This is a genomic window from Streptomyces sp. NPDC004561, assembly GCF_053602155.1.
On the sequence record NZ_JBSGDB010000123.1, the window covers coordinates 1 to 20,638 of the forward strand.

A 20,638-nucleotide genomic window follows, 5' to 3' on the forward strand; every position below is an offset into this window, starting at 1 on the left:
CGTGCCGCGCATGCCGGCCCGGGTCTTCGCCGCGCTGCTCGCCTCCGACAACGGCGCCCTGACCTCGGCGGAACTGGGCGTCCTGGAGGCGGCCCGGCACACCGCCGACACCGTCGTGCGCCGCCTCGACCGCGTCACGCACGGCGCCCTCGCCCCCGGCGACACCGTCTGGCTCACCCCGAACCTGTACGTCGGCAACCCGGGCGCCGCCCTCGGCCTCGACCACGCCGACGTCGACGTGCCCGGGGAACTCGGCGCCCTGCCCGCCTGGTTCGTGCCCGGCGACCGGGACACCTGGGTGATCGCCGTGCACGGCCTGGGCACCACCCGTGAGCACGCCATGAACCTCATGGGCTTCCTGCACGGCCGCCGCCTGCCGGTCCTCGCGCTCGCCTACCGCGGCGACCTCGGCGCCCCGCGCCCCCCGGACGGCCTGAACCACCTCGGCGAGACCGAGTGGCGGGACGTGGACGCGGCGATCCGCTACGCCGTCCGCTACGGCGCCCGCAGGGTGGTCCTGCTCGGCTGGTCCACCGGCGCCACGGCGGCCCTGCGCGCCGCCGAGCACTCCGCGGTCCGTGAACGCGTCGCCGGGCTGGTCCTCGACTCGCCGGTGCTCAGCTGGGAGGCCACGCTGCGCGCCCTCGCCCAGGCCCGCCACACCCCGCAGCCGCTGCTGCCGCTCGCGGTGCGGGCCGCCCAGGGCCGGGCCGGGCTGCACGCCGACCGGGTCGCCGAGATCACCGACCCCGACCGGCTCACCGTGCCGACGCTGATCATCCACGGCCCCGACGACCAGGTGGCGCCCTTCGAGTTCTCCCGCCGCCTCGCCGCCCGCCGCCCCGACCGGATCGCCCTGCACACCGTGCGGAACGCCCCGCACGCGGCGATGTGGAACCCGGACCCGAAGGAGTACGAGGAGCGCCTGCGCCGCTTCCTGACCCCGCTGATGTGAGGGTCCCGCACCCGGGTCCGGACCGGTCCCGGCCGTTCCGTTTAAGGTCGTACGACCGGCCGGATCCCATCCACCCGGCCCGCACCGGAACCGGTGCGTTGGCCAGCCCCGTCGCCCGCCGTGACATTCCGTTTGGGTTTTCGGACCGTCAACCGGAAGACTGCACCCGTGACGTCCCGTATCCCGCGCGACTCCAGGCTTCGACTCGTCCGACCGCGACCCCTGGCCGCCGCCCCCAGAGCTGTGAACCAGCGGCGCCCGCGCCGCCCCTCACCCCGGCCGCCGGAGGGCACCCCGGCCCCCGCGGAACTGGCCGGAATGGCCCGCACCGGGCTGGCCGGCGCGGTCCGCGTCGCCCGCTGGGCCGACACCGCCCTCGGCCCCGGCCGCGACGACGCCACCGCCGACGGCAAGGCCACCCTCTCCGACACGACGGCCGAACGCGCCGCGGCCGACCTCGGCCTGAGCACCGGCCGGATCCGCGCCCACTGGGACACCGCACGGCTCGCCGGACTCGTCGAGGTGCACGGTGACAGCGCGCGCCCCGGCTGGCGGCTGCGCGCCTGGGACCGTGACGACAGCGCCGTGCTGCGGGGCTGGGTCGCCCTCTTCGACGCCTGGTCGCTCGCCTGCCCCGAACCCGCGGGACACGAGCCGGCCGCCGTCGCCGAGGTCGTCTCGGCCATGCCCCAGGTGCTCTCCTTCCTCCAGCTGTCCGCCGGCCCCGTCCCGGTCGAGCAGCTCCTGGACCTGCTCCAGCAGCGCGTCACCGAACTGCGCACCGAGCGCTGCGAGATCTCCTACGAGCCCGGCACCGAGCGGCCCGCCGGCGCGGCGGCCCCCGCCGACCCCGCGCCCGCCGCGGACGCCCCCCTCGCGCCCCTCCTCGACTGGGCGCTCCAGGCGCTCGGCGTGGTCGGCGCCCTCACCTGCGGCGACGGCCAGGCCACCCTCACCCCGCTGGGCAGCTGGGCGGTCTGGGTCAAGCTGGAGCAGATCTGCGTGGCCGCGCAGAGCCCCGCGGGCAACATCGAGCAGTCCGCCGAGGACATGCTCCGCGGCTGCGCCCAGCTCCGCCCCAACGCGGCCCGCGCCGAGTACCGCGCCTGGCTCGCCGCCCGCACCGTCGGCAGCGCCGTCACCCAGCTGATCGACGCCGCCCGCGGCGAGGACGCCCTGCTGCGCGGCCTGGCCTTCGAGGCGCTGCGCGTCGTCGGCGCCCCCGCCGAGCCCGACGTGCGGTCCGTCGTCGAGGAGCCGGCGCTGCGGCCGTACGCCCTGCTGTGGCTCGCCGAGCACGACGGCGTCGACCCCGAGGACGCCCACGAGGTCCTCACCCGCGACGAGGCCACCTGGCTGTGGGTGGACACCGCCGCCGCCGTCGCCGACCACGGTGAGGCGCCGATGCTGGTCCGGCACCTGGAGTCCGCGGTGCAGCCCACCGTCCCCCAGCTGCTCGACGAGGTCCGCGCCGTCGGTCACCCGCGCACCGTGCAGGTCCTGGTCGCCCTCGCCGCCGCCCACCCCGACCCGGCCCTGGCCAAGGCCGTGCGCCGGGCCGCCTTCCAGGTGCACACCGGGGGGTGAGCGGCGCGGGGGAGGCTCAGGCGCCGATCTCGGGGGCGTACGTCCCGAAGCTCCAGATGTTGCCCTCGGCGTCCCGGGCCATGTAGTCCCGCGAGCCGTAGTCCTGGTCCGTCGGGGGCATGAGGATCTCCACCCCGTGCTCCACGGCCCGCTGGTGGTGGGCGTCCACGTCGTCCACCACGACGTACACCCCGGCGGGTCCCGCGTCCTTCATCGCCGCGTCGAAGAGACCGCCGCGGCCCTTGGAGCCGAGCATCACCGCGCCGTTGCCCTGGACCAGCTCGGCGTGCATCACCGTGCCGTTCTCCGTCTCGTACACCGACAGCTCGGTGAAGCCGAGGGCCTCCGTGAGCTGCCTGATCGCCGCCTTCGCGTCCGCGTACAGCAGCGTGGGACAGACGCTCGGCCGTCCACCGCCCGTGCCTGCCATGCCGATCACTCCTTCGTGTACCGGTTCCGTGGCCTCCCACCGAGTCTCGCAGCCGCCACTGACAACGCCCCCGCCCGAACGGCCCGAACGTGCGGACGTAGAAAAACCGCTTGCACGGCCCCGTTAGACTTCTCCCATGGCCATTCTCCTCGCGCATTAGACGGCGGGAACGTCCTCAGCCGCCCACCCGCCAATCCCTGTACGTCCTGGAGTCTGTCCGTGATCTCCGCCTCCGGTATCGAGCTGCGCGCCGGTGCGCGCGTCCTCATCGAGAACGCCACCTTCCGTGTCGCCAAGGGCGACCGCATCGGCCTCGTCGGCCGCAACGGCGCAGGCAAGACCACTCTCACCAAGTGCCTGGCCGGCGAGGGCATCCCCGCCGGCGGCACCATCACCCGCTCCGGCGAGGTCGGCTACCTCCCGCAGGACCCCCGCACCGGCGACCTGGACGTCCTCGCCAGCGACCGCATCCTCTCCGCGCGCGGCCTCGACGTGCTGATCCGCAAGATGCGCGAGAACGAGGAGCGCATCGCCAGCGGCAAGGGCGCCACCCGCGAGAAGGCCCTCAGGCAGTACGAGCGCCAGGAGACGGAGTTCCTCACCAAGGGCGGGTACTCCGCCGAGGCCGAGGCCGCCACCATCGCCGCCGCGCTGAACCTGCCCGACCGCGTGCTCGGCCAGCCGCTGCACACCCTCTCCGGTGGTCAGCGCCGCCGTATCGAGCTGGCCCGGATCCTGTTCTCCGACGCCGACACGCTGCTCCTGGACGAGCCGACCAACCACCTCGACGCGGACTCGATCATCTGGCTGCGCGACTACCTGAAGACCTACCGCGGCGGCTTCATCGTGATCTCCCACGACGTCGACCTGGTCGAGACGGTCGTCAACAAGGTGTTCTACCTGGACGCCAACCGCTCCCAGATCGACGTCTACAACATGGGCTGGAAGCTCTACCAGCAGCAGCGCGAGGCCGACGAGAAGCGCCGCAAGCGGGAGCGGGCCAACGCCGAGAAGAAGGCCGCCGCCCTCAACGCGCAGGCCGACAAGATGCGCGCCAAGGCCACCAAGACGGTCGCCGCGCAGAACATGGCCCGTCGCGCCGACAAGCTGCTCTCCGGCCTGGAGGCGGTCCGCCAGTCCGACAAGGTCGCCAAGCTCCGCTTCCCGGAGCCCGCGGCCTGCGGCAAGACCCCGCTGATGGCCGAGGGCCTGTCGAAGTCGTACGGCTCCCTGGAGATCTTCACCGACGTCGACCTGGCCATCGACAAGGGCTCCAGGGTCGTCATCCTCGGTCTGAACGGCGCCGGCAAGACCACCCTGCTGCGTCTGCTCGGCGGCGTGGAGCAGCCGGACACCGGCGAGGTCGTCCCCGGTCACGGCCTCAAGCTCGGCTACTACGCCCAGGAGCACGAGACCCTGGACCCCGGCCGCACCGTCCTGGAGAACATGCGCTCGGCCGCCCCCGACATGGACCTGGTCGAGGTCCGCAAGGTGCTCGGCTCGTTCCTGTTCTCCGGCGACGACGTCGACAAGCCGGCCGGGGTCCTCTCGGGCGGCGAGAAGACCCGGCTCGCCCTGGCCACGCTGGTGGTCTCCTCGGCGAACGTGCTGCTCCTCGACGAGCCGACCAACAACCTCGACCCCGCGAGCCGCGAGGAGATCCTCGGCGCCCTGCGCACCTACAAGGGCGCGGTCGTCCTCGTCACCCACGACGAGGGCGCCGTCGACGCGCTGCAGCCCGAGCGGATCATCCTGCTGCCCGACGGCGTCGAGGACCTGTGGGGCTCCGACTACGCGGACCTCGTCGCCCTGGCGTGATCGAAGGACTGATCCACTGCGTATGGATCATTCGGCCGATCCGTGATCCATCATCTGTGTGAGATCTCCTCGTATCGAGGTGTGTCGTACACCGATTTCGCGGCCGATCCCTTGGCGGACAAGGGATCGGCCGCTTCGCGTCTCTGACCTGGCACTTCGCGAATCCACCCGTTCGGCCCCTTGGACACGACGTCCTGGAATGTCCCATTCCACTTGTGGGGATCAGCTCCTGTCGTCACAACGATGTCTCACGGACCTTGCCGAATGGGTGGCCATCACGCCCCGGAGGGGTGATCATGAGGAGACCAGAGCGCACTTCCCATGAGGAGGCACGGGTGGCCGAGACTCTGAAGAAGGGCAGCCGGGTGACCGGCGCCGCGCGCGACAAGCTCGCGGCAGACCTGAAGAAGAAGTACGACTCCGGTGCGAGCATCCGGGCGCTGGCCGAGGAGACCGGCCGCTCGTATGGCTTCGTACACCGGATGCTCAGCGAGTCGGGCGTCACGCTGCGTGGGCGTGGCGGAGCGACCCGGGGCAAGAAGGCCGCTACGTCCTGACTCCGGGCGGCCCATCGGCTTCGATGGTGGCCACCCGGTCGGCGGCCTGACCGACCGGGTGGTTACTGTGCAGTCACTTAGCATGCCGTACGGCAATGCGTGATGACCGCACCCATCGGAGGCGCCCCATGGCTTCGCCCGACCAGGACCTCGCTCCTGTACTCGACAAGGACGGCGTACGGCTCACCGTCGACGACACGCTCGCCACGGTGACGCTGACCAATCCGGCCAAGCGCAACGCGCAGAGCCCCGCCCTGTGGCGTGCGCTCACCGAGGCCGGCCGGCTGCTGCCGGGGTCCGTCCGCGTCGTGGTGCTGCGCGGCGAGGGCAAGTCCTTCTCCGCCGGGCTGGACCGGCAGATGTTCACTCCGGAGGGGATCCCGGGCGAGCCGACCTTCACCGAACTCGCGCGCCGTGACGACGCCGGGCTCGACGCGACCATCGCTGAATTCCAGGAGGCGTTCACCTGGTGGCGGCGCAGCGACATCGTGTCCATCGCCGCCGTCCAGGGGCACGCCATCGGTGCCGGCTTCCAGCTCGCGCTCGCCTGCGACCTTCGGGTCGTGGCGGACGACGTGCAGTTCGCCATGCGCGAGACCAGCCTCGGCATCGTCCCGGACCTGACCGGCACGCATCCGCTGGTGGGTCTGGTCGGGTACGCCCGTGCGCTGGAGATCTGCGCGACCGGGCGGTTCGTCCAGGCCGACGAGGCGGTGGCGAGCGGCCTCGCCAGCATCGCCGTGCCCGCGGGCCAACTGGACGACGCGGCACGGGACCTGGCCGCGGCGCTGCTGGCCGCGCCTCGGGACGCCGTGGTGGAGACCAAGGCGTTGCTGCGCGGCGCCGTCGACCGCACCTACGACGAGCAGCGCGCAGCCGAACGAGCCGCCCAGGCCCGCCGCCTGCGCGACCTGGCGGGCATCGGCGAGTGAGCCGCTGACGCGTGAGCCACTGACCGGGTGGGTGGCGCGGACAATTGGTACGGCTACGGGCGGTAGGCCGCTGACCGGGCGGCAGTGTGTGTCGTCGACCGCGTCGCGGGTACGACCATGGCAGGTAGGCCGGGTCAGTCGACCGCTGTCACCAGTACCGCCACCGTCGGGCGGTCCGGCAGGGCGTCTCGTACGGCCGTGCGGACGTGCCGGGCCACGTCCACGGTGCGGTGGTCGGGGCCGGCCGCGAGTTCCACGCGGACGTGCCGGTGGGGGAGCGCGGTGTCGTCCAGGCGCTCCGTGAAGTGCACCGCCCGGCCCAGCCCGCCCAGCGATCCCGTCAGGCGCGTGACCCCGGGGACGGCCAGGGCGGCGGCGGCAGCCAGGGCCTCGTCCGGATCCGTGGTCTCACGGGCCGCCGGCGGCCGTGGCGGGCGTACCGCCGCCGGTGGCTGACCGCCATCCTCCAGCAGCTCCGTGACCCGGAGGTCCACCTCCGCCACGTCGAGGCCGAGCAGCTGCGCCGCGGCCGTCGCCAGGGCCAGCCGCAGCCGGGCAGCCGCCTCCGGCAGCGGCTCGGCCGGCGTCGCCGCGAAGTCCGCCGTCACCCGAAGGGCCCCCGGCGGCAACGCGCTCGGCGGAGCCGGGACCACCGGCTCGCGCACGTCCCCCGGATCGGCGAGCGCGATCCGCAGCGTGCCCAGCCGCACGCCGGGGACCCCGGCCGCCGCCGCGCGCCCCAGTACCGCCCTGGCCGCCCCCTCGGCGATCCACGCGCCGTCGCGCGGCCCGCCGAGCGGCAGCAGCCTGCCGAGCCCCACCTGTTGCCGTACGACCTGTGTCCACGCGTCCGTCATTCCTCCAGCCTGCCGCATCCCCGGCGCGCAGCCGAGCAACCTTGCTTACCGTGGTCGAAGGACGACGACCGAAAGGGACGTACGGCGATGACCGACATGACGACGACTCCCGAAGGCGAACCCGAGCCGCAGACGACGACACGGAAGGCCGTCCGGCGCGGCGGCGGCGATCCGGCGACCAGGGGACGGACGACGATCGCCGACGGCGTGGTGGAGAAGATCGCAGGACTCGCCGCCCGGGACGTGGTCGGCGTGCACGCCATGGGCAGCGGCTTCGCCCGCACCTTCGGCGCGGTGCGCGACCGGGTGCCCGGCGGCGCCAAGTCGGTGACCCGGGGGGTGAAGGCCGAGGTCGGCGAGGTGCAGACCGCGCTCGACCTGGAGATCGTGGTGGACTACGGCGTCTCGATCGGCGATGTCGCCCGCGCCGTGCGGGAGAACGTGATCGCCTCGGTGGAACGCATGACCGGACTCGAGGTCGTCGAGGTCAACATCGCGGTCAGCGACGTCAAGCTGCCCGAGGAAGAGGAAGAGGAACCGGAGCCTCGGATCCAGTGAGCCCCCGGACCCCGAACCCGTGACGAGCTGAGGAGCGCTGCATGAGCATGGCCATGGTCGGCATGATCGCCGGAATGGCGCTGGGCTTCGCCGGATACTTCGGCGGTTTCGGTGCCTTCCTGCTGGTGGCGGCGCTTGGGGCCGTAGGGTTCGTCGTCGGCCGGTTCGCGGAGGGCGACCTCGATCTCGGGGATCTCTTCCGCACCCGCGACGGCCGGCGCGACCGGCAGCGGTGACCGGGGTGACCGCCGAGACCGGCACGCTGCGCCGCCCGCCGGCCCCCGTGCCGCCGGGCGAACGCGGCGCCACCCGGATCGCCGACCGGGTGGTGGCGAAGATCGCCTCGCAGGCGGCCCGAGAAGCACTCGCCCCGGGGCCCGCGGACGCCGCCGCGCCGCACGCCACGGTGGTGATCCGCCATGACGCGGCCCGCGTCCGGGTGAACCTCGAACTCGGCTACCCCTGCGACATCGCCGCCCGCTGCGCCGCCGTGCGTCGTCAAGTCACCGAGCGGGTAGGCACGTTGGTGGACATGACGGTGTCCGAGGTCACCGTCCGCATCGAGCGGCTGCACCCGCCGGCCGGACCGGGGAGGGCGTCATGAGCGAGGAACGGAGCACCACCACTCTCGACAAGCCACCCGCCGCCGCCCCGCCCGACCTGGGCGGCAGCGGCCGCTTCTGGTCGCCGCGCCGCGTCCCCGCGGGCATCGTCGCCGCCCTGATCCTGGGCGGCGCGGGCCTGCTGCTCTACGACATCGCCGCCGTACGTGCCCACCACCCCGCGATGCGCTGGCGCCGGTCACTCGCCCGGCAACTGGCCGAACGGCCGCTGGACGACACCTACGTGCTGGCCGGCGCGGCCGTCGCCGCCGCCCTCGGCCTGTGGCTGATCGCCCTCGCGGTCACCCCCGGCCTGCGCGCCCTGCTGTCCATGCGGCGCCCGCACCCCGAGGTCCGCGCCGCGCTCCGCCGGGACGCGGCGGCACAGGTGCTCCGCGACCGGGCCATGGAACTGTCCGGCGTACGGGCGGTACGGGTGCGGGTGCGCCGGAAGAAGGCCCGCGTCCGTGCCGTCTCGCACTTCCGCGACCTGGACGAGGTGCGCGCCGACCTGCTCGCCACGCTGAACGAGGCGATCCGGGGCCTCGGCCTGACCCGCCCGCCCAAGCTCTCCCTGCGCGTGGCACGGCCCGGACGGAAGGGGTGAGGGCGCATGCGCAAAGGCCGCGTCAACCGCGTCCTGCTGGGCCTGGTCGGTCTGGTCCTGCTCGTGCTCGGCGGGGCGGTGCTGGCCGTCGGCCTCGGTGTGCGGCCGCCCTCCTGGTGGATCCAGTCAGGCCCGCACGACGTGCTGCTCACCCGGGCCGAGCGCACCCACTGGCGGAACACCGGCTGGTGGTGGCCGGCCGTCATCGCCGCCCTGGCCGTGATCGTCCTGCTGGCCCTGTGGTGGCTGACGGCGGTCCTGCGTCGGCACCGCCTGTCCGAGGTCCACATCGACACCGGCGACGGCGAGGGCGCCCTCCTGCGGGGCAAGGCCCTGGAGAGCGCCCTCACGGAGGACGCGGCCGCGCAACCGGGCGTGGCCCACGCCCGGATCCTGCTGCGCGGCCGTCGTACCGGCCCCACGGCGAGGGCCGGGCTGGAGCTGGAGCCGGAGGTGGACCCGGGGGCGGCCCTGCACGACTTCACCGCCCGGGCGCTGGCCCACGCGCGTGAGTCGGCCGGACTCGCCTCACTCCCGGCGGAGGTACGGCTGAGGGCGGTCAAACACCGTGCGGAACGGGTGACTTGACGGCCGCCTCAGAAGCCGTGCCGCATCCCGCCGTCCACCGGCAGCATGATCCCCGTCAGATAGGAGGCCGCCGGAGACAGCAGGAACGCCGAGACCCTCCCGAACTCCTCCGGCGCCCCGTACCGCCGCAGCGGGATCCGGGACTCGTTGGCGGCCCGGGTGGCCTCGGGATCCGCCGACAGCCCGTCCAGCTCGCGCACCCGGTCCGTGTCGATCCGCGCGGGCAGCAGCCCCACCACGCGGATCCCCCGCGGCCCCAGCTCGTCCGCGAGGGACTTGGCGAACCCGGCGAGCCCCGGCCGCAGTCCGTTGGAGATGGTCAGCGCCGGGATCGGCTCGTGCACCGAGCCGGACAGCACGAACCCGATCACGCCGCCCTCCTCCAGCTCGGCCGCCGCCGCGCGAGCGAGCCGCACCGCGCCGAGGAACACCGACTCGAACGCGTTGCGCCACTGCTCGTCGGTGTTGTCGGCGACGAACCCGGGCGGCGGGCCGCCCACGCTCACCAGCACCCCGTGGAAGCCGCCGAAGTGCTCGCGGGCGGCCGCGATCAGCCGCTCGGGAGCCTCCGCGTCGGCGTTGTCCACGGCCATCCCCAGCGCGTTCGGGCCCAGTTCGGCGGCGGCGTCGGCCACCCGCTTCTCGTCCCGGCCGGTGATCACCACCTTCGCCCCGTCGGCGACGAGCTCCCGCGCGGCGGCGTTGCCCAGTCCGCGCGTGGCTCCGGTGACGATGTACACCCGGTCCTTCAGTCCAAGATCCATGGTTCCTATCCTGCCTCGTCGTCCCCGAACAGCGTGAGGGCGGTGTTCACCAGGCCGAGATGGCTGAAGGCCTGGGGGAAGTTGCCGAGCTGGCGGCCGGCGTGAGGGTCGTACTCCTCGGCGAGCAGGCCCACGTCGTTGGCCACGCCCACCAGCCGGTCGAACAGCTCCCGTGCCTCCTTCGTCCGGCCGGTCAGGTGCAGCGCGTCGGCCAGCCAGAACGAGCAGGCCAGGAAGGCGCCCTCGCCGCCCGGCAGTCCGTCGACGGCCGAGCCGCCGGAGGCCTCGGTGTCGTACCGGCGCAGGAAGCCGCCGTGGCCGAGGTCGTCGCGGATCGCGTCGACCGTGCCGACGACCCGGGGGTCGTCCGGGGGCAGGAAGCCGACGCGCGGGATGAGCAGCAGCGCGGCGTCGAGTTCGCGGGAGCCGTAGTACTGGGTGAAGGTGTTGCGTTCGGGGTCGTAGCCCTTCTCGCAGACCTCCCGGTGCACCTCGTCGCGCAGTCCGCGCCAGCCGTCCGGATCGCCGGGGAGGTCCGGGTGCCGCTCCAGCGTGCGCACGGCCCGGTCGGCGGCCACCCACACCATCACCTTGGAGTGCACGAAGTGGCGCCGGCCGCCGCGCACCTCCCACAGACCTTCGTCCGGCTGCCGCCACGCCGACTTCAGGAACTCCATCAGCGAGCGCTGGATGGCCCACATGTGCGGCAGGGTGGGCAGGCCCGCGCTGCGGGCCAGTGACAGCGAGTCCATCACCTCGCCGTACACGTCGAGCTGGAGCTGCTCCACGGCGCGGTTGCCGGTCCGTACGGGGGCGGAGCCGGCGAAGCCGGGCAGCCAGGGCAGCTCGGTCTCCGGCAGCCGCCGCTCGCCCGCGACGCCGTACATGATCTGGAGGTCGGCCGGGGCGCCCGCGACCGCGCGCAGCAGCCAGTCCCGCCAGGCCTCGGCCTCCTCGTGGTAGCCGGCGGTGAGCAGCGCGCCGAGGGTGAGGGTGGAGTCGCGCAGCCAGCAGTACCGGTAGTCCCAGTTGCGCACGCCGCCCCGCTCCTCGGGCAGCGAGGTGGTGGCCGCGGCGACGATCCCGCCGGTCGGCGCGTAGGTGAGGGCCTTGAGGGTGATCAGGGACCGTACGACCGCGTCCCGGTAGGGGCCCTCGTAGCGGCACCGCCGGGCCCAGCGCCGCCAGTCGGCGACGCTGCTCTCCAGCGCCTCGAACGGGTCGACGAGCCGCGGGCGCGGTTCGTGCGAGGGGTGCCAGGTGAGGACGAACGCGACCCGCTCGCCCTCGCCGACGGTGAACTCGGAGTGGGTGCCGTACTCCTCGCCCCAGGTGCGCACGGCCGGTTCGGTGCGCAGCCACACCGAGTCCGGGCCCGCGACCGCCACCCGGTGGGCGTCGGAGCGGCGCATCCACGGCATGACCGAGCCGTAGTCGAAGCGGAGGCGCAGCGTGCTGCGGACGGTGACCCGGCCGCCGAGCCCCTCGACGATGCGGACGACGTCGGGGGCGTGTTCGCGCTGCGGCATCAGGTCGGTGACGCGGACCGTGCCGTCGGCGGTCTCCCACTCGGTGTCCAGGACGAGGGTGTCGGGCCGGTAGGCGCGCCGGGCGCAGCGGTCCGCGCCCTCGGGGGGCGATCCGCCAGTGGCCGTGGTCCTCCTCGCCCAGCAGCCTGGCGAAGCACGCGGCGGAGTCGAAGCGGGGCAGGCACAGCCAGTCGATCGAGCCGTCCCCGCCGACCAGGGCCGCGGTCTGCTCGTCACCGATGAGGGCGTAGTCCTCGATGCGCGCGTCCACGGGATGCGGCTTCCCTGGGCGCCAGGGGGCCAATCAGGTGGTGCGCCGAGGGAGTGAGGCCGGTCGCGCGGGCCCGGACCGGGCTCATACGGCGGCCGGTTCGCTCTCCTTCGCCGCCGCCTTCGCGGCGGCCTCCTCACGTTCGCGGATCTCGCGGCGGACCAGGAACCACCAGCCGACGGGGACGCCCGCGGCGAACAGCCACCACTGGATCATGTACGCGTAGTTCAGCGGAGCGTCCTCGCTGCCCGGGTCGGAGATCTGCTCCGGGGAGCCGCTCTTGGGCGTGGGCGCCGTCTGCTCGACGTAGCCGCCGAGCACCCGCGCGCCGAGCCGGTGCGCCTCCTGCGTGCTGTTGATCAGCATGATCTGGCGGTCGGGGAGGCCCTGCACGTTCTTGATGCCGCTCGCCTCGGTCGTCTCGTCGGCCATCAGCCGCCCGGTGACGGTGGTCCGGCCGGCCGGCGGGGCGGGGACCTTCGGGAAGGCGGTCTGCGCGCCGTTCGCCGGGATCCAGCCGCGGTTGACCAGCAGCACCCTGCCGTCGGTGAGGACGAACGGGGTGAGCACGTGGAAGCCGACCTCGTCGTCGGAGTTGGTCCGGCGCCGGACCACTTCCTCGCGCGCGGTGTCGAAGGTGCCGGTCGCGGTGACCGTGCGGTACCTCTCCGTGCGGGTCACGGCGTGTCCGGGGGAGGACAGTTCCTCGACCGGGACGGGCCTGGCGTGCAACGCGGCGGAGACCAGGTTGTTCCGGGCGGTGCGCTCCTGGTAACGGTGCTGCTGCCAGAAGCCCAGCCTTATCATCGTCGGGATCAGCGCGATCGCGACGATCGTGAGGATCACCCACTGGCGGGACAACAGGAAGCGGTAGCGGTGCACCCCACGACGGTACATCCGGGCCGCGGGGTGCAATCGGGCGGGTACCGGGTCACACCCGGTCGACGACTCCCGTCCTCCCTTCCGCGCGGGCGCAGTGCGCGCCGCAGTACCAGTGGCCCTCCACCTCAACGCCCTGCCCGATGATCTGCACCCGGCAGTGCTCGCAGATCGGGGCCATGCGGTGGATCGCACAGGAGAAGCAGTCGAAGACGTGCACCGAGCCCTGTGCGTGGACCTCGAAGGTCATTCCGTAGTCATTGCCGCAAACTTCGCATGTCGCCATGCGCCACAGGGTGAGCGGTCGCGGACGGGCGGGCGAGCGGGCGACGGGTGAGTCGTGTGCCAATCACCCGTTCGCACGATCATTCGCCGGCGGGCTCGACATCCCTGAGCAGCTGCCCGAACGCGGCCTCGTCGACGACCGGGGTGCCGTACTGGCGCGCCTTGACCGTCTTGGAGGTGCCGGAGTCGGGGTCGTTGGTCACCAGCAGGCTGGTCAGCCGGGAGATGCTGGACGCCACGTGCAGCCCGGCCTCCGTGGCCCGGTCCTCCAGCAGCTCCCGCTCGGTCGAGGTGTCGCCGGAGAACGCCACCCGCATGCCCTGTTTGAGGTTTTTGCCGTCTTCGTAGCGCCCCGGGTTAGGGTGGGGGCATACGGGCCTTTTGCGCGAGGGGCGCCAACTGCCGGGCCGGTAGCCGCCGTAGCCGCCGGACGACTGCCGGGGCACCGGCCGGTCCGACCACTCCGTCAGCGGGCGGCACTCCAGCAGGGGCAGCCGTACGCCGCCCGCCGCGGCGGCCCGCAGGCTGGGCCGGAACGCCTCAGCCAGCACCCGCGCGTCGTCCAGGGCGTGGTGCGCCCGCTGCTGCACCACCCCGAAGTGCGCCGCCAGCGACTCCAGCTTGTGGTTGGGCAGCGGCAGCGCCAGCTCCTTCGACAGCGCGATGGTGCACAGCCGCTGGCGCACCGGCGCCTCGCGCTCCACGCGCGCGTACTCACGCGCGATCATCTGCCAGTCGAAGACGGCGTTGTGCGCGACGAGCACCCGGCCGTCCAGGCGGGCGGCGAACTCCTCGGCGACGTCCGCGAACAGCGGCGCCCCTTCCAGCACCTCGCTCGTCAGACCGTGTATCCACACGGGTCCCGGATCGCGCTCCGGGTTGACCAGGGTGTACCAGTGGTCCTCGACCTCGCCGCGCGCGTCCAGCCGGTAGACGGCCGCCGAGATGATCCGGTCGTTCCGGGCCAGGCCGGTGGTCTCCACGTCAACGACCGCGTATCCGTTCGGATACGCGGCCGGCCACTGGGTGGCGGAGGACACTGCGGTCGCACGGTCTTCGAGCATGGTCATTGAGGATACGGGCCGCGACTGACAGCGCCGTCCCTCAGGTGCCGGCGGCACGGGCCCGGCCCGGCCGCCCGCTCGGTCGCCGCACACGTGTGCGCGCCCGGAAGCGGGTGGGCGCAGGACAGTTCGGGCCGGACCGGAGGGCGTCACCCCGGCGCGGCGACCGGATCCCCGGCCGCCGGCGGAGCCGGGCCGCAGCCGTCCGCCGACCCGGCGGCCGAGGGCGCCCGTCATCCTCCGCCCGGCGTCAGCAGGGACCGCACCAGGGCCCGTACGGTCGTCAGGAACAGCCGTTCCGTGTCCACCGGACGGGCCAGCGCGCGGGCCAGCGCGGGGTCGTCCCCGGCGGTCCCTGCGCTCCACAGCTCCTGCTCGCCGGGGTGCTGCGCGGGGGCCCGCTCGCGGTTGCGCTCGACCAGCACATGGCCGACGACCTGGAACTGCACCGCCCGGACGAACTCGGCGGCCCGCGCACCGCGCAGCCCGGCCGCGTGCGCCTCGCGCACCAGGGCCTGCTGGGCGGGCAGGAACATCCGCTCGGTCAGGCCCCGCTCGTGCACCAGGGCCACCAGGTGCGGATGGTCACGCAGTTGCCGGCGCAGGGCGCGGGCCACGCGAACCACGCGCTCCTCGGGCGTGCGCCCGGACGGGCGGATCTCGCCGAGCCCGGCCACGGTCCGCTCCACGAGCGCGTCGAGCAGCGCCTCCCGGCCGCCGACGTGCCAGTAGATCGACGTCACGGCGGTGCCCAGCTCGGCGGCCAGTCCGCGCATGGTGAGGCCGTCCGGACCGTGCTGCCGCACCAGTCCGGCGGCCGCGTCCAGCACCGCCTCCCGGCTCAGCGCACTCCTCGTCCCGTTCGGCATGATCCCCCCAACTCCCGTACGCACACACGTCTTTACCCCACACGAGGTCTGCTGTAACTGTGTTACATGACGGTCCGTCAGATACGTCGAAGGATCGGAAGAAGGGCGGTACGGCGTATGGCACGCGCACGCGTACGGTACGGAGCACGGACCGAGTGGGAGATCGCCGCCACGCGCACCGCGGGCGCGCGGCTTCCCGACCTCTGGTCCACCGGGGTGGTGGCCGTCTGGGAGACCGACCCGGACGCGGTCGCGGCGGTGCTGCCGCCACCCCTGAAACCCACCGGCAGCCCGCTCGTCCGTGTGAACATCAGCGAGGTCGCCCTGCCCGGACACCCGCTCGGCGCGGGCTCGTTCGCGGTCGCCGCCGCCCACGGCACGGTCGAGGGCTGGTACCCGCTGGTCATGCCGATGACCCACGAGCGCGCCCTCACCGGCGGCCGCGAGGTCTTCGGGGAGCCCAAGAAACTCGGCGAGGTGACCGTCGAGCGCGACGGACGCGACGTGCGCGCGTCGCTGACACGTCACGGCGTCACGTTCGTGGAGGTGTGCGGCACGGTCGCCGGGGACCTGCCCCTGCCGGAGCCCGCCCGCAGGACGGACTTCTACTTCAAGTTCCTTCCCGCCGTGGACGGTTCCGGCTTCGACACCGACCCCGTGCTCGTGCACTGCGTGCGCCACGAGAAGGTCCGCCGGCTGGAGCGGGTCACCGGCGAGGTCGTCCTGCGCGAGTCGCCGTACGACCCCGTGGCCGATCTGCCGGTGCTGCGCCCGCCGGAGATCATCGTCGGCGAGAAGACCAGCGACCAGAGCGGCCGGGTCGTCGAGCGGGTCGACGCGCAGGCCCTGCTGCCGTACGTCCACCAGCGCTACGACGACCCCCTCCAGGTCCTCGACGCGCCGCCCGAGGGGAGCCGCTGATGGACCTCGAAGCGGGACAGGTCGCCGTCGTCACCGGTGCGGCGAGCGGGATCGGCCTCGCGCTGGCCCGGCGGTTCGCCGCCGAGGGCCTGAAGGTGGTCCTCGCCGACGTCGAGCCGGCCGCCCTGGAGAAGGCCGCGGCGGACCTGCGCGCCGACGGCGCCGACGTGCACGCGCGCGTGGCCGACGTCGGCGTACGCGAACAGGTCGTGGCACTGGCCGAGTCCGCGTACGACACCTACGGCGCCGTGCACGTGCTGTGCAACAACGCGGGCGTCGGGTCCGGCGCCGAGGGCCGCATGTGGGAGCACGAGCCCAACGACTGGAAGTGGGCGTTCGCCGTCAACGTGTGGGGCGTCTTCCACGGCGTCCAGGCGTTCCTGCCGAGGATGATCAAGTCGGGTCAACCCGGCCACGTGGTCAATACGTCCTCCGGTGACGGCGGCATCGCGCCCCTGCCGACCGCCTCCGTGTACGCGGTCACCAAGGCCGCCGTCGTCACCATGACCGAGTCCCTCTACGCCCACCTGAGGGCCGAGCACGCGCGCGTGGGCGCCTCGGTGCTCTTCCCGGGCCCGCACATGCTGCGCACCGGCCTGTGGGAGTCGCACCGCAACCGGCCCGCCCGCTACGCCAAGGAGCGCCCGCGCCGCACCCCGTACCGCAGCCTCGACCAGTGGGAGGCGGCCATGCGCGCGGCCGGCCGGGAGGTCCGCTTCACGCCCGTCGAGGAGGTCGCCGACCTCGTCGTGACCGGCATCCGCGCGGACCGCTTCTGGCTGCTGCCCGAGAGCGAGCACAGCGACGCGCAGATCCGCGCGCGGGCGCGGTCGATGCTGGACCGCGCGAACCCGTCGTACCTGGAGAGCTTCGTCCTGGACTGAAGGGGGGTCCCCGTGACCGACCAGGACCCGTACCTGATCATCTCCTCCGACTGCCACGCCGGGCTGCCCACCGAGCGGTACCGGCCCTACCTGGAGTCCCGCTTCCACCGGGACTTCGACGAGTTCCTCGCGGGCCGCGACCGGCGCCGCGAGGAGATGACCCGGCTGGGCGTCCGCAACGAGGCCTTCGCCGACCAGTGGTTCCACGACAACGAGGAGGGCCTGCGGGGCGGCTGGGACAGCGCGCAGAGGCTGAAGGAGCTGGACGGCGACGGCGTGGCCGCCGAGGTCGTCTTCCCGGACGCCGACGCCGTCGACAGCCGCACCGCCGCCCCCTTCGGCGTGGGGCTCGGCCTGAGCGGCGACCAGGACCCGGAACTGGGCATGGCCGGCGCCCGGGCGCACAACCGCTGGCTCGCGGACCTCGTCTCCGAACACCCCGAACGGCACTGCGGGGTGGCCCTGCTGCCCGTCACCGCCCCGGCGCGGGAGGCCGTGGCCGAGATCCACCGGGCCCGGGAGTCCGGCCTCGGCGCCCTGATGATCCCCGCGATGTGGGGAGGCAGGGAGCCGTACCACGACCGCCGGTACGACCCGGTGTGGTCGGCCGCGGCCGAGTGCGGCATGCCGGTGCTCACCCACTCCGGCGCCGCCCCGCGCCACGAGTACGGCGACCACCTCGGCATCTACGTCTCCGAGGTCACCTGGTGGCCGGCCCGGCCGCTGTGGTTCCTGCTCTGGTCCGGCGTCCTCGAACGGCACCCGGGGCTGCGGTTCGGCGTCGCCGAGTCGGGCTGCTGGTGGCTGCCGAACCTGCTGTGGTTCATGGACCGCCTCTACCTCGGCGCGCACGGCGGCAAGAAACTCTCGCCGTTCGAGGAGCTGAAGCGCCCGCCGCACGAGTACCTGGACCGGCAGGTGTTCGTCTGCGCCACCAACACCAAGCGGCGCGAGCTGGCCCAGCGCTACGAGATCGGCGTCGACAACATCCTGTGGGGCAGCGACTTCCCGCACCCCGAGGGCACCTGGCCCGACACGCGCGGGTGGCTGCGCCGTACCTTCCACGACATCCCCGTCGCCGAGACCCGCCGGATGCTCGGGCTCGCCGCGGCCGAGGTCTTCGGCTTCGACGTGGACCGGCTGGCCCCGCTGGCCCGCCGGATCGGCCCCACCCCCGCCGACCTCGGCCAGAGCGCCGACCAGGCGGCCGTGGAGGCGTCCTGGGCGCGCTCGCGCGAGACCGGCCGGCACTGGCTGACCGGCCACGACTTCCCGGACCTGGGGGTGACCCGGTGAACGACGACCGCTACACGGTGATCTCCGCCGACTGCCACGCCGGCGCCGACCTGCTGGACTACAAGCCGTACCTGGAAAAGCGCCACCACGACGACTTCGACGTCTGGGCGGCCACCTACGTCAACCCCCACGAGGACCTGCTCGCCGACTCCGCCGACCGGAACTGGAACTCCGAGCGGCGCCTCGCGGAGCTGGAGGCGGACGGGATCGTCGCGGAGGTGATCTTCCCGAACACCATCCCGCCGTTCTTCCCGTCCAGCTCGCTCATGGCCCCGCCGCCCGGCGCGGAGGACTTCGCCCGGCGCTGGGCCGGGCTGCGCGCCCACAACCGCTGGCTCGCGGACTTCTGCGCGGCCGCGCCGGGCCGCCGGGCGGGCGTCTTCCAGATCCTGCTGGGCGACGTGGAGGAGGCCGTCAAGGAGATCCGGTGGGCCGCCTCCACGGGCCTCAGGGGCGGCCTGATGCTGCCCGGCACCCCGCCGGGATCGGGCCTGCCCGAGCTGTACTCGCGGACGTACGACCCGATCTGGGCCGCCTGCGCGGAACTCGGCCTCCCGGTCAACCACCACGCCGGCTCGGCCTCCCCGCCGCTCGGCGAGGAACCGGCCGCCCGTGCGGTCTTCATGGTGGAGACGACCTGGTTCTCCCACCGCGCCCTGTGGCACCTGGTCTTCGGCGGCGCCTTCCGCCGTCACCCGGAGCTGCGGCTGGTCCTGACCGAGCAGGGCTCCGGCTGGGTCCCCGGGGTGCTCGGAATGCTGGACTACTACCACGGCCGCCTGGTCGCGGCGGCCTCGCGGGCGGACACGGCGGAGGCCAGGTTCGGCGCCGGGCTCGCCGCCGGGACGGGCGCACCGCCGTCCGAGGTGTGGCGCGGCAACTGCTTCGTCGGCGCCAGCTTCATGCGCCCCCACGAGGTGCCGCTGCGCGACCGCATCGGCGTCGACAAGATCATGTGGGGCAGCGACTTCCCGCACGACGAGGGCACGTTCCCGTACACCCGGGAAGCCCTGCGCTTCGCCTACGCGGGCGTGCCGCGCGAGGAGGTCGCGGCCATGGTCGGCGGCAACGCGGCCCGCGTCTACGGCTTCGACCTCGGCCTCCTGGACGCCGTCGCGGCGAAGGCCGGCCCCACGGTCGCGGAGATCGCCGAACCGCTGGCGGAACCCCCGCCGGACGCGACCAGCCCGGTGTTCGCGCGGGGGGCGTCGCTGCGGGTGTGGTGACCTCCGGTCCGGCCGGTGCCCTCCGGAGAGCGTCGGTGCGGCACGGGCGCCCCCGGGATGCGATCCTCTGCTGTGATGGAACCCACCCATGACGAGACCCACGGGGGCGCGCTCGGCTCGCGGCTGAACTGGCTGCGGGCCGCCGTGCTGGGCGCGAACGACGGCATCGTCTCCACCGCGGGCCTGGTCGTCGGCGTGGCCGGGGCGACCCAGAGCCGGGCCGCCCTGCTCACCGCCGGGCTGGCCGGACTGCTCGCCGGGTCGATGTCCATGGCGGCCGGCGAGTACGTCTCCGTCTCCACCCAGCGCGACTCCGAGCTGGCCGCGCTGGCCACGGAGAAACGGGAGCTGCGCGAGCAGCCGGAGGCCGAGCTGCGGGAGCTGACCCAGATGCTGCAGGACCGCGGCCTGTCCCGGGAGGTCGCCCGGGAGGCCGCCGAGCAGCTCACCGAGCGGGACGCGCTGCGGGCCCACGCGCGCGTGGAGCTGGGCATCGACCCGGACGAGCTGACCAACCCCTGGCACGCGGCCTGGGCGAGCTTCCTGGCCTTCACCGCGGGCGCGCTGCTGCCGCTGCTGGCCATCGTCCTGCCCCCGGCCGGTCTGCGGCTCCTGGTCACCGTCGCCTGCGTCCTGGCCGCGCTCGTGCTCACCGGCTGGAGCAGCGCCCGGCTCGGCGCCGCCGACGCGAAGCGGGCGGTGCTGCGCAACGTGGTGGGCGGGGCGCTGGCCATGGGGGTCACCTATGCGGCGGGCAGCCTCCTCGGCGCGGCCGGCGTCTGACGCGCTCGCCGAACCGGCGGTGCGCCGGGCCGGCCGTTCCGCCGCCGCGCCTGTCCCGGCCTCCTCGGCACGCATCCCCACCGGCCCGGGCCCCGGTGGACCGGCCCGCGCCGGGCCGCCCCCTGGCCGTGCGGGCCGTGACAGCGACGGCGTACCGTGAAGTGCGCTCGACCACCCCCCGAGCGCACCGTACGAACCCGCACGAGAAGGACCCTCGCCATGCGCGCCACCACCATCCACGCCCCCTACGACATGCGCGTGGAGGACGTCCCCGAGCCCGTGGTGCAGCTGCCCACCGACGCCGTGGTGCGGGTGCTGCGCGCCTGCATCTGCGGCAGCGACCTGTGGGCCTACCGGCAGGAACCCGACGACCACC

Annotated in this window: 22 protein-coding genes and 2 pseudogenes; 16 read left to right on the forward strand and 8 right to left on the reverse strand. The window is 73.7% G+C overall.

Annotation, left to right across the window (positions count from 1 at the left end):
* Both ACWEN3_RS18220 and ACWEN3_RS18225 read left to right on the forward strand, forming a co-directional pair.
* The coding region (locus ACWEN3_RS18220) for an alpha/beta fold hydrolase (protein ID WP_452971684.1) at positions 1–955 on the forward strand (955 nt) is incomplete at its 5' end.
* 168 nt (positions 956–1,123) lie between these two features.
* Positions 1,124–2,542, forward strand: coding sequence for a hypothetical protein (locus ACWEN3_RS18225; RefSeq protein WP_452971686.1), 1,419 nt, complete (start codon positions 1,124–1,126; stop codon positions 2,540–2,542).
* A gap of 16 nt (positions 2,543–2,558) precedes the next feature.
* Here ACWEN3_RS18225 and ACWEN3_RS18230 read toward each other — a convergent pair whose 3' ends face one another.
* Positions 2,559–2,972 carry a VOC family protein gene (locus tag ACWEN3_RS18230; RefSeq protein WP_452971688.1) on the reverse strand — a complete coding sequence of 138 codons (414 nt, stop codon included), beginning with the start codon at positions 2,970–2,972 and terminating at the stop codon, positions 2,559–2,561.
* Positions 2,973–3,191: 219 nt separating this feature from the next.
* Here ACWEN3_RS18230 and ACWEN3_RS18235 point away from each other — a divergent pair, with 219 nt between their 5' ends.
* The 3 genes from ACWEN3_RS18235 (at position 3,192) to ACWEN3_RS18245 (ending at position 6,279) form a co-directional block, all read left to right on the forward strand.
* Positions 3,192–4,790: an ABC-F family ATP-binding cassette domain-containing protein gene (locus ACWEN3_RS18235; RefSeq protein ID WP_452971691.1), complete on the forward strand. Its 1,599-nt coding sequence runs from the start codon at positions 3,192–3,194 to the stop codon at positions 4,788–4,790.
* Positions 4,791–5,125: 335 nt separating this feature from the next.
* Complete coding sequence (locus ACWEN3_RS18240; RefSeq protein WP_010355597.1) at positions 5,126–5,347, forward strand: helix-turn-helix domain-containing protein; 222 nt, start codon at positions 5,126–5,128, stop codon at positions 5,345–5,347.
* Positions 5,348–5,475: 128 nt separating this feature from the next.
* On the forward strand, positions 5,476–6,279 hold the full coding sequence (locus ACWEN3_RS18245) for an enoyl-CoA hydratase/isomerase family protein (protein ID WP_452971694.1): 804 nt from the start codon (positions 5,476–5,478) through the stop codon (positions 6,277–6,279).
* A 134-nt stretch (positions 6,280–6,413) separates the two neighbouring features.
* Here ACWEN3_RS18245 and ACWEN3_RS18250 read toward each other — a convergent pair whose 3' ends face one another.
* The gene (locus tag ACWEN3_RS18250; RefSeq protein WP_452971696.1) at positions 6,414–7,136 is read right to left on the reverse strand and encodes a nucleopolyhedrovirus P10 family protein; all 723 of its coding nucleotides are present in this window, start codon (positions 7,134–7,136) and stop codon (positions 6,414–6,416) included.
* A gap of 87 nt (positions 7,137–7,223) precedes the next feature.
* Here ACWEN3_RS18250 and ACWEN3_RS18255 point away from each other — a divergent pair, with 87 nt between their 5' ends.
* From ACWEN3_RS18255 to amaP, 5 genes are read left to right on the forward strand one after another with little or no spacing between them, the layout of a single operon-like run.
* Positions 7,224–7,694: an Asp23/Gls24 family envelope stress response protein gene (locus ACWEN3_RS18255; RefSeq protein WP_452971699.1), complete on the forward strand. Its 471-nt coding sequence runs from the start codon at positions 7,224–7,226 to the stop codon at positions 7,692–7,694.
* Between the two features lie 41 nt (positions 7,695–7,735).
* Complete coding sequence (locus tag ACWEN3_RS18260) at positions 7,736–7,930, forward strand: hypothetical protein (protein ID WP_452971701.1); 195 nt, start codon at positions 7,736–7,738, stop codon at positions 7,928–7,930.
* Positions 7,927–8,298 (forward strand): hypothetical protein, encoded by a 372-nt coding sequence (locus ACWEN3_RS18265; RefSeq protein ID WP_452971704.1) that lies wholly within the window; start codon positions 7,927–7,929, stop codon positions 8,296–8,298. The genes ACWEN3_RS18260 and ACWEN3_RS18265 overlap by 4 nt, the downstream gene beginning before the upstream one ends.
* A complete protein-coding gene (locus ACWEN3_RS18270) occupies positions 8,295–8,903 on the forward strand; it encodes a DUF6286 domain-containing protein (protein ID WP_452971706.1) in 609 nt (202 codons plus the stop codon). Before ACWEN3_RS18265 ends, ACWEN3_RS18270 begins: the two co-directional genes overlap by 4 nt.
* A gap of 6 nt (positions 8,904–8,909) precedes the next feature.
* A complete protein-coding gene (gene amaP, locus ACWEN3_RS18275) occupies positions 8,910–9,491 on the forward strand; it encodes an alkaline shock response membrane anchor protein AmaP (protein ID WP_452971709.1) in 582 nt (193 codons plus the stop codon).
* Between the two features lie 8 nt (positions 9,492–9,499).
* Here amaP and ACWEN3_RS18280 read toward each other — a convergent pair whose 3' ends face one another.
* The 6 genes and pseudogenes from ACWEN3_RS18280 to ACWEN3_RS18305 form a co-directional block, all read right to left on the reverse strand.
* Entirely contained in the window at positions 9,500–10,255 is a 756-nt protein-coding gene (locus tag ACWEN3_RS18280; protein ID WP_452971711.1) for an SDR family oxidoreductase, read from the reverse strand.
* A gap of 5 nt (positions 10,256–10,260) precedes the next feature.
* A pseudogene (locus ACWEN3_RS18285) lies at positions 10,261–12,055 on the reverse strand (glycoside hydrolase family 15 protein).
* Positions 12,056–12,139: 84 nt separating this feature from the next.
* On the reverse strand, positions 12,140–12,952 hold the full coding sequence (locus ACWEN3_RS18290; protein WP_452971713.1) for an SURF1 family cytochrome oxidase biogenesis protein: 813 nt from the start codon (positions 12,950–12,952) through the stop codon (positions 12,140–12,142).
* A 34-nt stretch (positions 12,953–12,986) separates the two neighbouring features.
* Entirely contained in the window at positions 12,987–13,220 is a 234-nt protein-coding gene (locus ACWEN3_RS18295) for a hypothetical protein (RefSeq protein WP_452971716.1), read from the reverse strand.
* A 79-nt stretch (positions 13,221–13,299) separates the two neighbouring features.
* On the reverse strand, positions 13,300–14,283 hold the full coding sequence (locus ACWEN3_RS18300; protein WP_452971731.1) for a DEDDh family exonuclease: 984 nt from the start codon (positions 14,281–14,283) through the stop codon (positions 13,300–13,302).
* A 233-nt stretch (positions 14,284–14,516) separates the two neighbouring features.
* Positions 14,517–15,152 carry a TetR/AcrR family transcriptional regulator gene (locus tag ACWEN3_RS18305; RefSeq protein ID WP_452971718.1) on the reverse strand — a complete coding sequence of 212 codons (636 nt, stop codon included), beginning with the start codon at positions 15,150–15,152 and terminating at the stop codon, positions 14,517–14,519.
* 117 nt (positions 15,153–15,269) lie between these two features.
* On the opposite strand from ACWEN3_RS18305, the gene ACWEN3_RS18310 reads away from it, so the two are divergent.
* The 6 genes and pseudogenes from ACWEN3_RS18310 to ACWEN3_RS18335 form a co-directional block, all read left to right on the forward strand.
* The gene (locus ACWEN3_RS18310; protein ID WP_452971720.1) at positions 15,270–16,073 is read left to right on the forward strand and encodes an acetoacetate decarboxylase family protein; all 804 of its coding nucleotides are present in this window, start codon (positions 15,270–15,272) and stop codon (positions 16,071–16,073) included.
* Positions 16,073–16,957, forward strand: a complete 885-nt coding sequence (locus tag ACWEN3_RS18315) for an SDR family NAD(P)-dependent oxidoreductase (protein WP_452971723.1) — start codon at positions 16,073–16,075, stop codon at positions 16,955–16,957. The genes ACWEN3_RS18310 and ACWEN3_RS18315 overlap by 1 nt, the downstream gene beginning before the upstream one ends.
* Positions 16,958–16,969: 12 nt before the next feature.
* Complete coding sequence (locus tag ACWEN3_RS18320; RefSeq protein ID WP_452971725.1) at positions 16,970–18,253, forward strand: amidohydrolase family protein; 1,284 nt, start codon at positions 16,970–16,972, stop codon at positions 18,251–18,253.
* Positions 18,250–19,479 (forward strand): amidohydrolase family protein, encoded by a 1,230-nt coding sequence (locus tag ACWEN3_RS18325; RefSeq protein WP_452971728.1) that lies wholly within the window; start codon positions 18,250–18,252, stop codon positions 19,477–19,479. The genes ACWEN3_RS18320 and ACWEN3_RS18325 overlap by 4 nt, the downstream gene beginning before the upstream one ends.
* Positions 19,480–19,551: 72 nt before the next feature.
* Entirely contained in the window at positions 19,552–20,262 is a 711-nt protein-coding gene (locus ACWEN3_RS18330; protein WP_452971734.1) for a VIT1/CCC1 transporter family protein, read from the forward strand.
* A 219-nt stretch (positions 20,263–20,481) separates the two neighbouring features.
* A pseudogene (locus tag ACWEN3_RS18335) lies at positions 20,482–20,638 on the forward strand (IMP dehydrogenase); the annotation flags it as partial.

What these genes read in the sequence shown, in the direction of transcription:
- ACWEN3_RS18230 (WP_452971688.1), bottom strand. Translation starts at nt 2,972, where the DNA reads ATGGCAGGCACGGGCGGTGGACGGCCGAGCGTCTGTCCCACGCTGCTG.
- ACWEN3_RS18245 (WP_452971694.1), top strand. Translation starts at nt 5,476, where the DNA reads ATGGCTTCGCCCGACCAGGACCTCGCTCCTGTACTCGACAAGGACGGC.
- ACWEN3_RS18250 (WP_452971696.1), bottom strand. Translation starts at nt 7,136, where the DNA reads ATGACGGACGCGTGGACACAGGTCGTACGGCAACAGGTGGGGCTCGGC.
- ACWEN3_RS18255 (WP_452971699.1), top strand. Translation starts at nt 7,224, where the DNA reads ATGACCGACATGACGACGACTCCCGAAGGCGAACCCGAGCCGCAGACG.
- ACWEN3_RS18260 (WP_452971701.1), top strand. Translation starts at nt 7,736, where the DNA reads ATGAGCATGGCCATGGTCGGCATGATCGCCGGAATGGCGCTGGGCTTC.
- ACWEN3_RS18270 (WP_452971706.1), top strand. Translation starts at nt 8,295, where the DNA reads ATGAGCGAGGAACGGAGCACCACCACTCTCGACAAGCCACCCGCCGCC.
- amaP (WP_452971709.1), top strand. Translation starts at nt 8,910, where the DNA reads ATGCGCAAAGGCCGCGTCAACCGCGTCCTGCTGGGCCTGGTCGGTCTG.
- ACWEN3_RS18280 (WP_452971711.1), bottom strand. Translation starts at nt 10,255, where the DNA reads ATGGATCTTGGACTGAAGGACCGGGTGTACATCGTCACCGGAGCCACG.
- ACWEN3_RS18290 (WP_452971713.1), bottom strand. Translation starts at nt 12,952, where the DNA reads ATGTACCGTCGTGGGGTGCACCGCTACCGCTTCCTGTTGTCCCGCCAG.
- ACWEN3_RS18295 (WP_452971716.1), bottom strand. Translation starts at nt 13,220, where the DNA reads ATGGCGACATGCGAAGTTTGCGGCAATGACTACGGAATGACCTTCGAG.
- ACWEN3_RS18300 (WP_452971731.1), bottom strand. Translation starts at nt 14,283, where the DNA reads ATGCTCGAAGACCGTGCGACCGCAGTGTCCTCCGCCACCCAGTGGCCG.
- ACWEN3_RS18305 (WP_452971718.1), bottom strand. Translation starts at nt 15,152, where the DNA reads ATGCCGAACGGGACGAGGAGTGCGCTGAGCCGGGAGGCGGTGCTGGAC.
- ACWEN3_RS18310 (WP_452971720.1), top strand. Translation starts at nt 15,270, where the DNA reads ATGGCACGCGCACGCGTACGGTACGGAGCACGGACCGAGTGGGAGATC.
- ACWEN3_RS18315 (WP_452971723.1), top strand. Translation starts at nt 16,073, where the DNA reads ATGGACCTCGAAGCGGGACAGGTCGCCGTCGTCACCGGTGCGGCGAGC.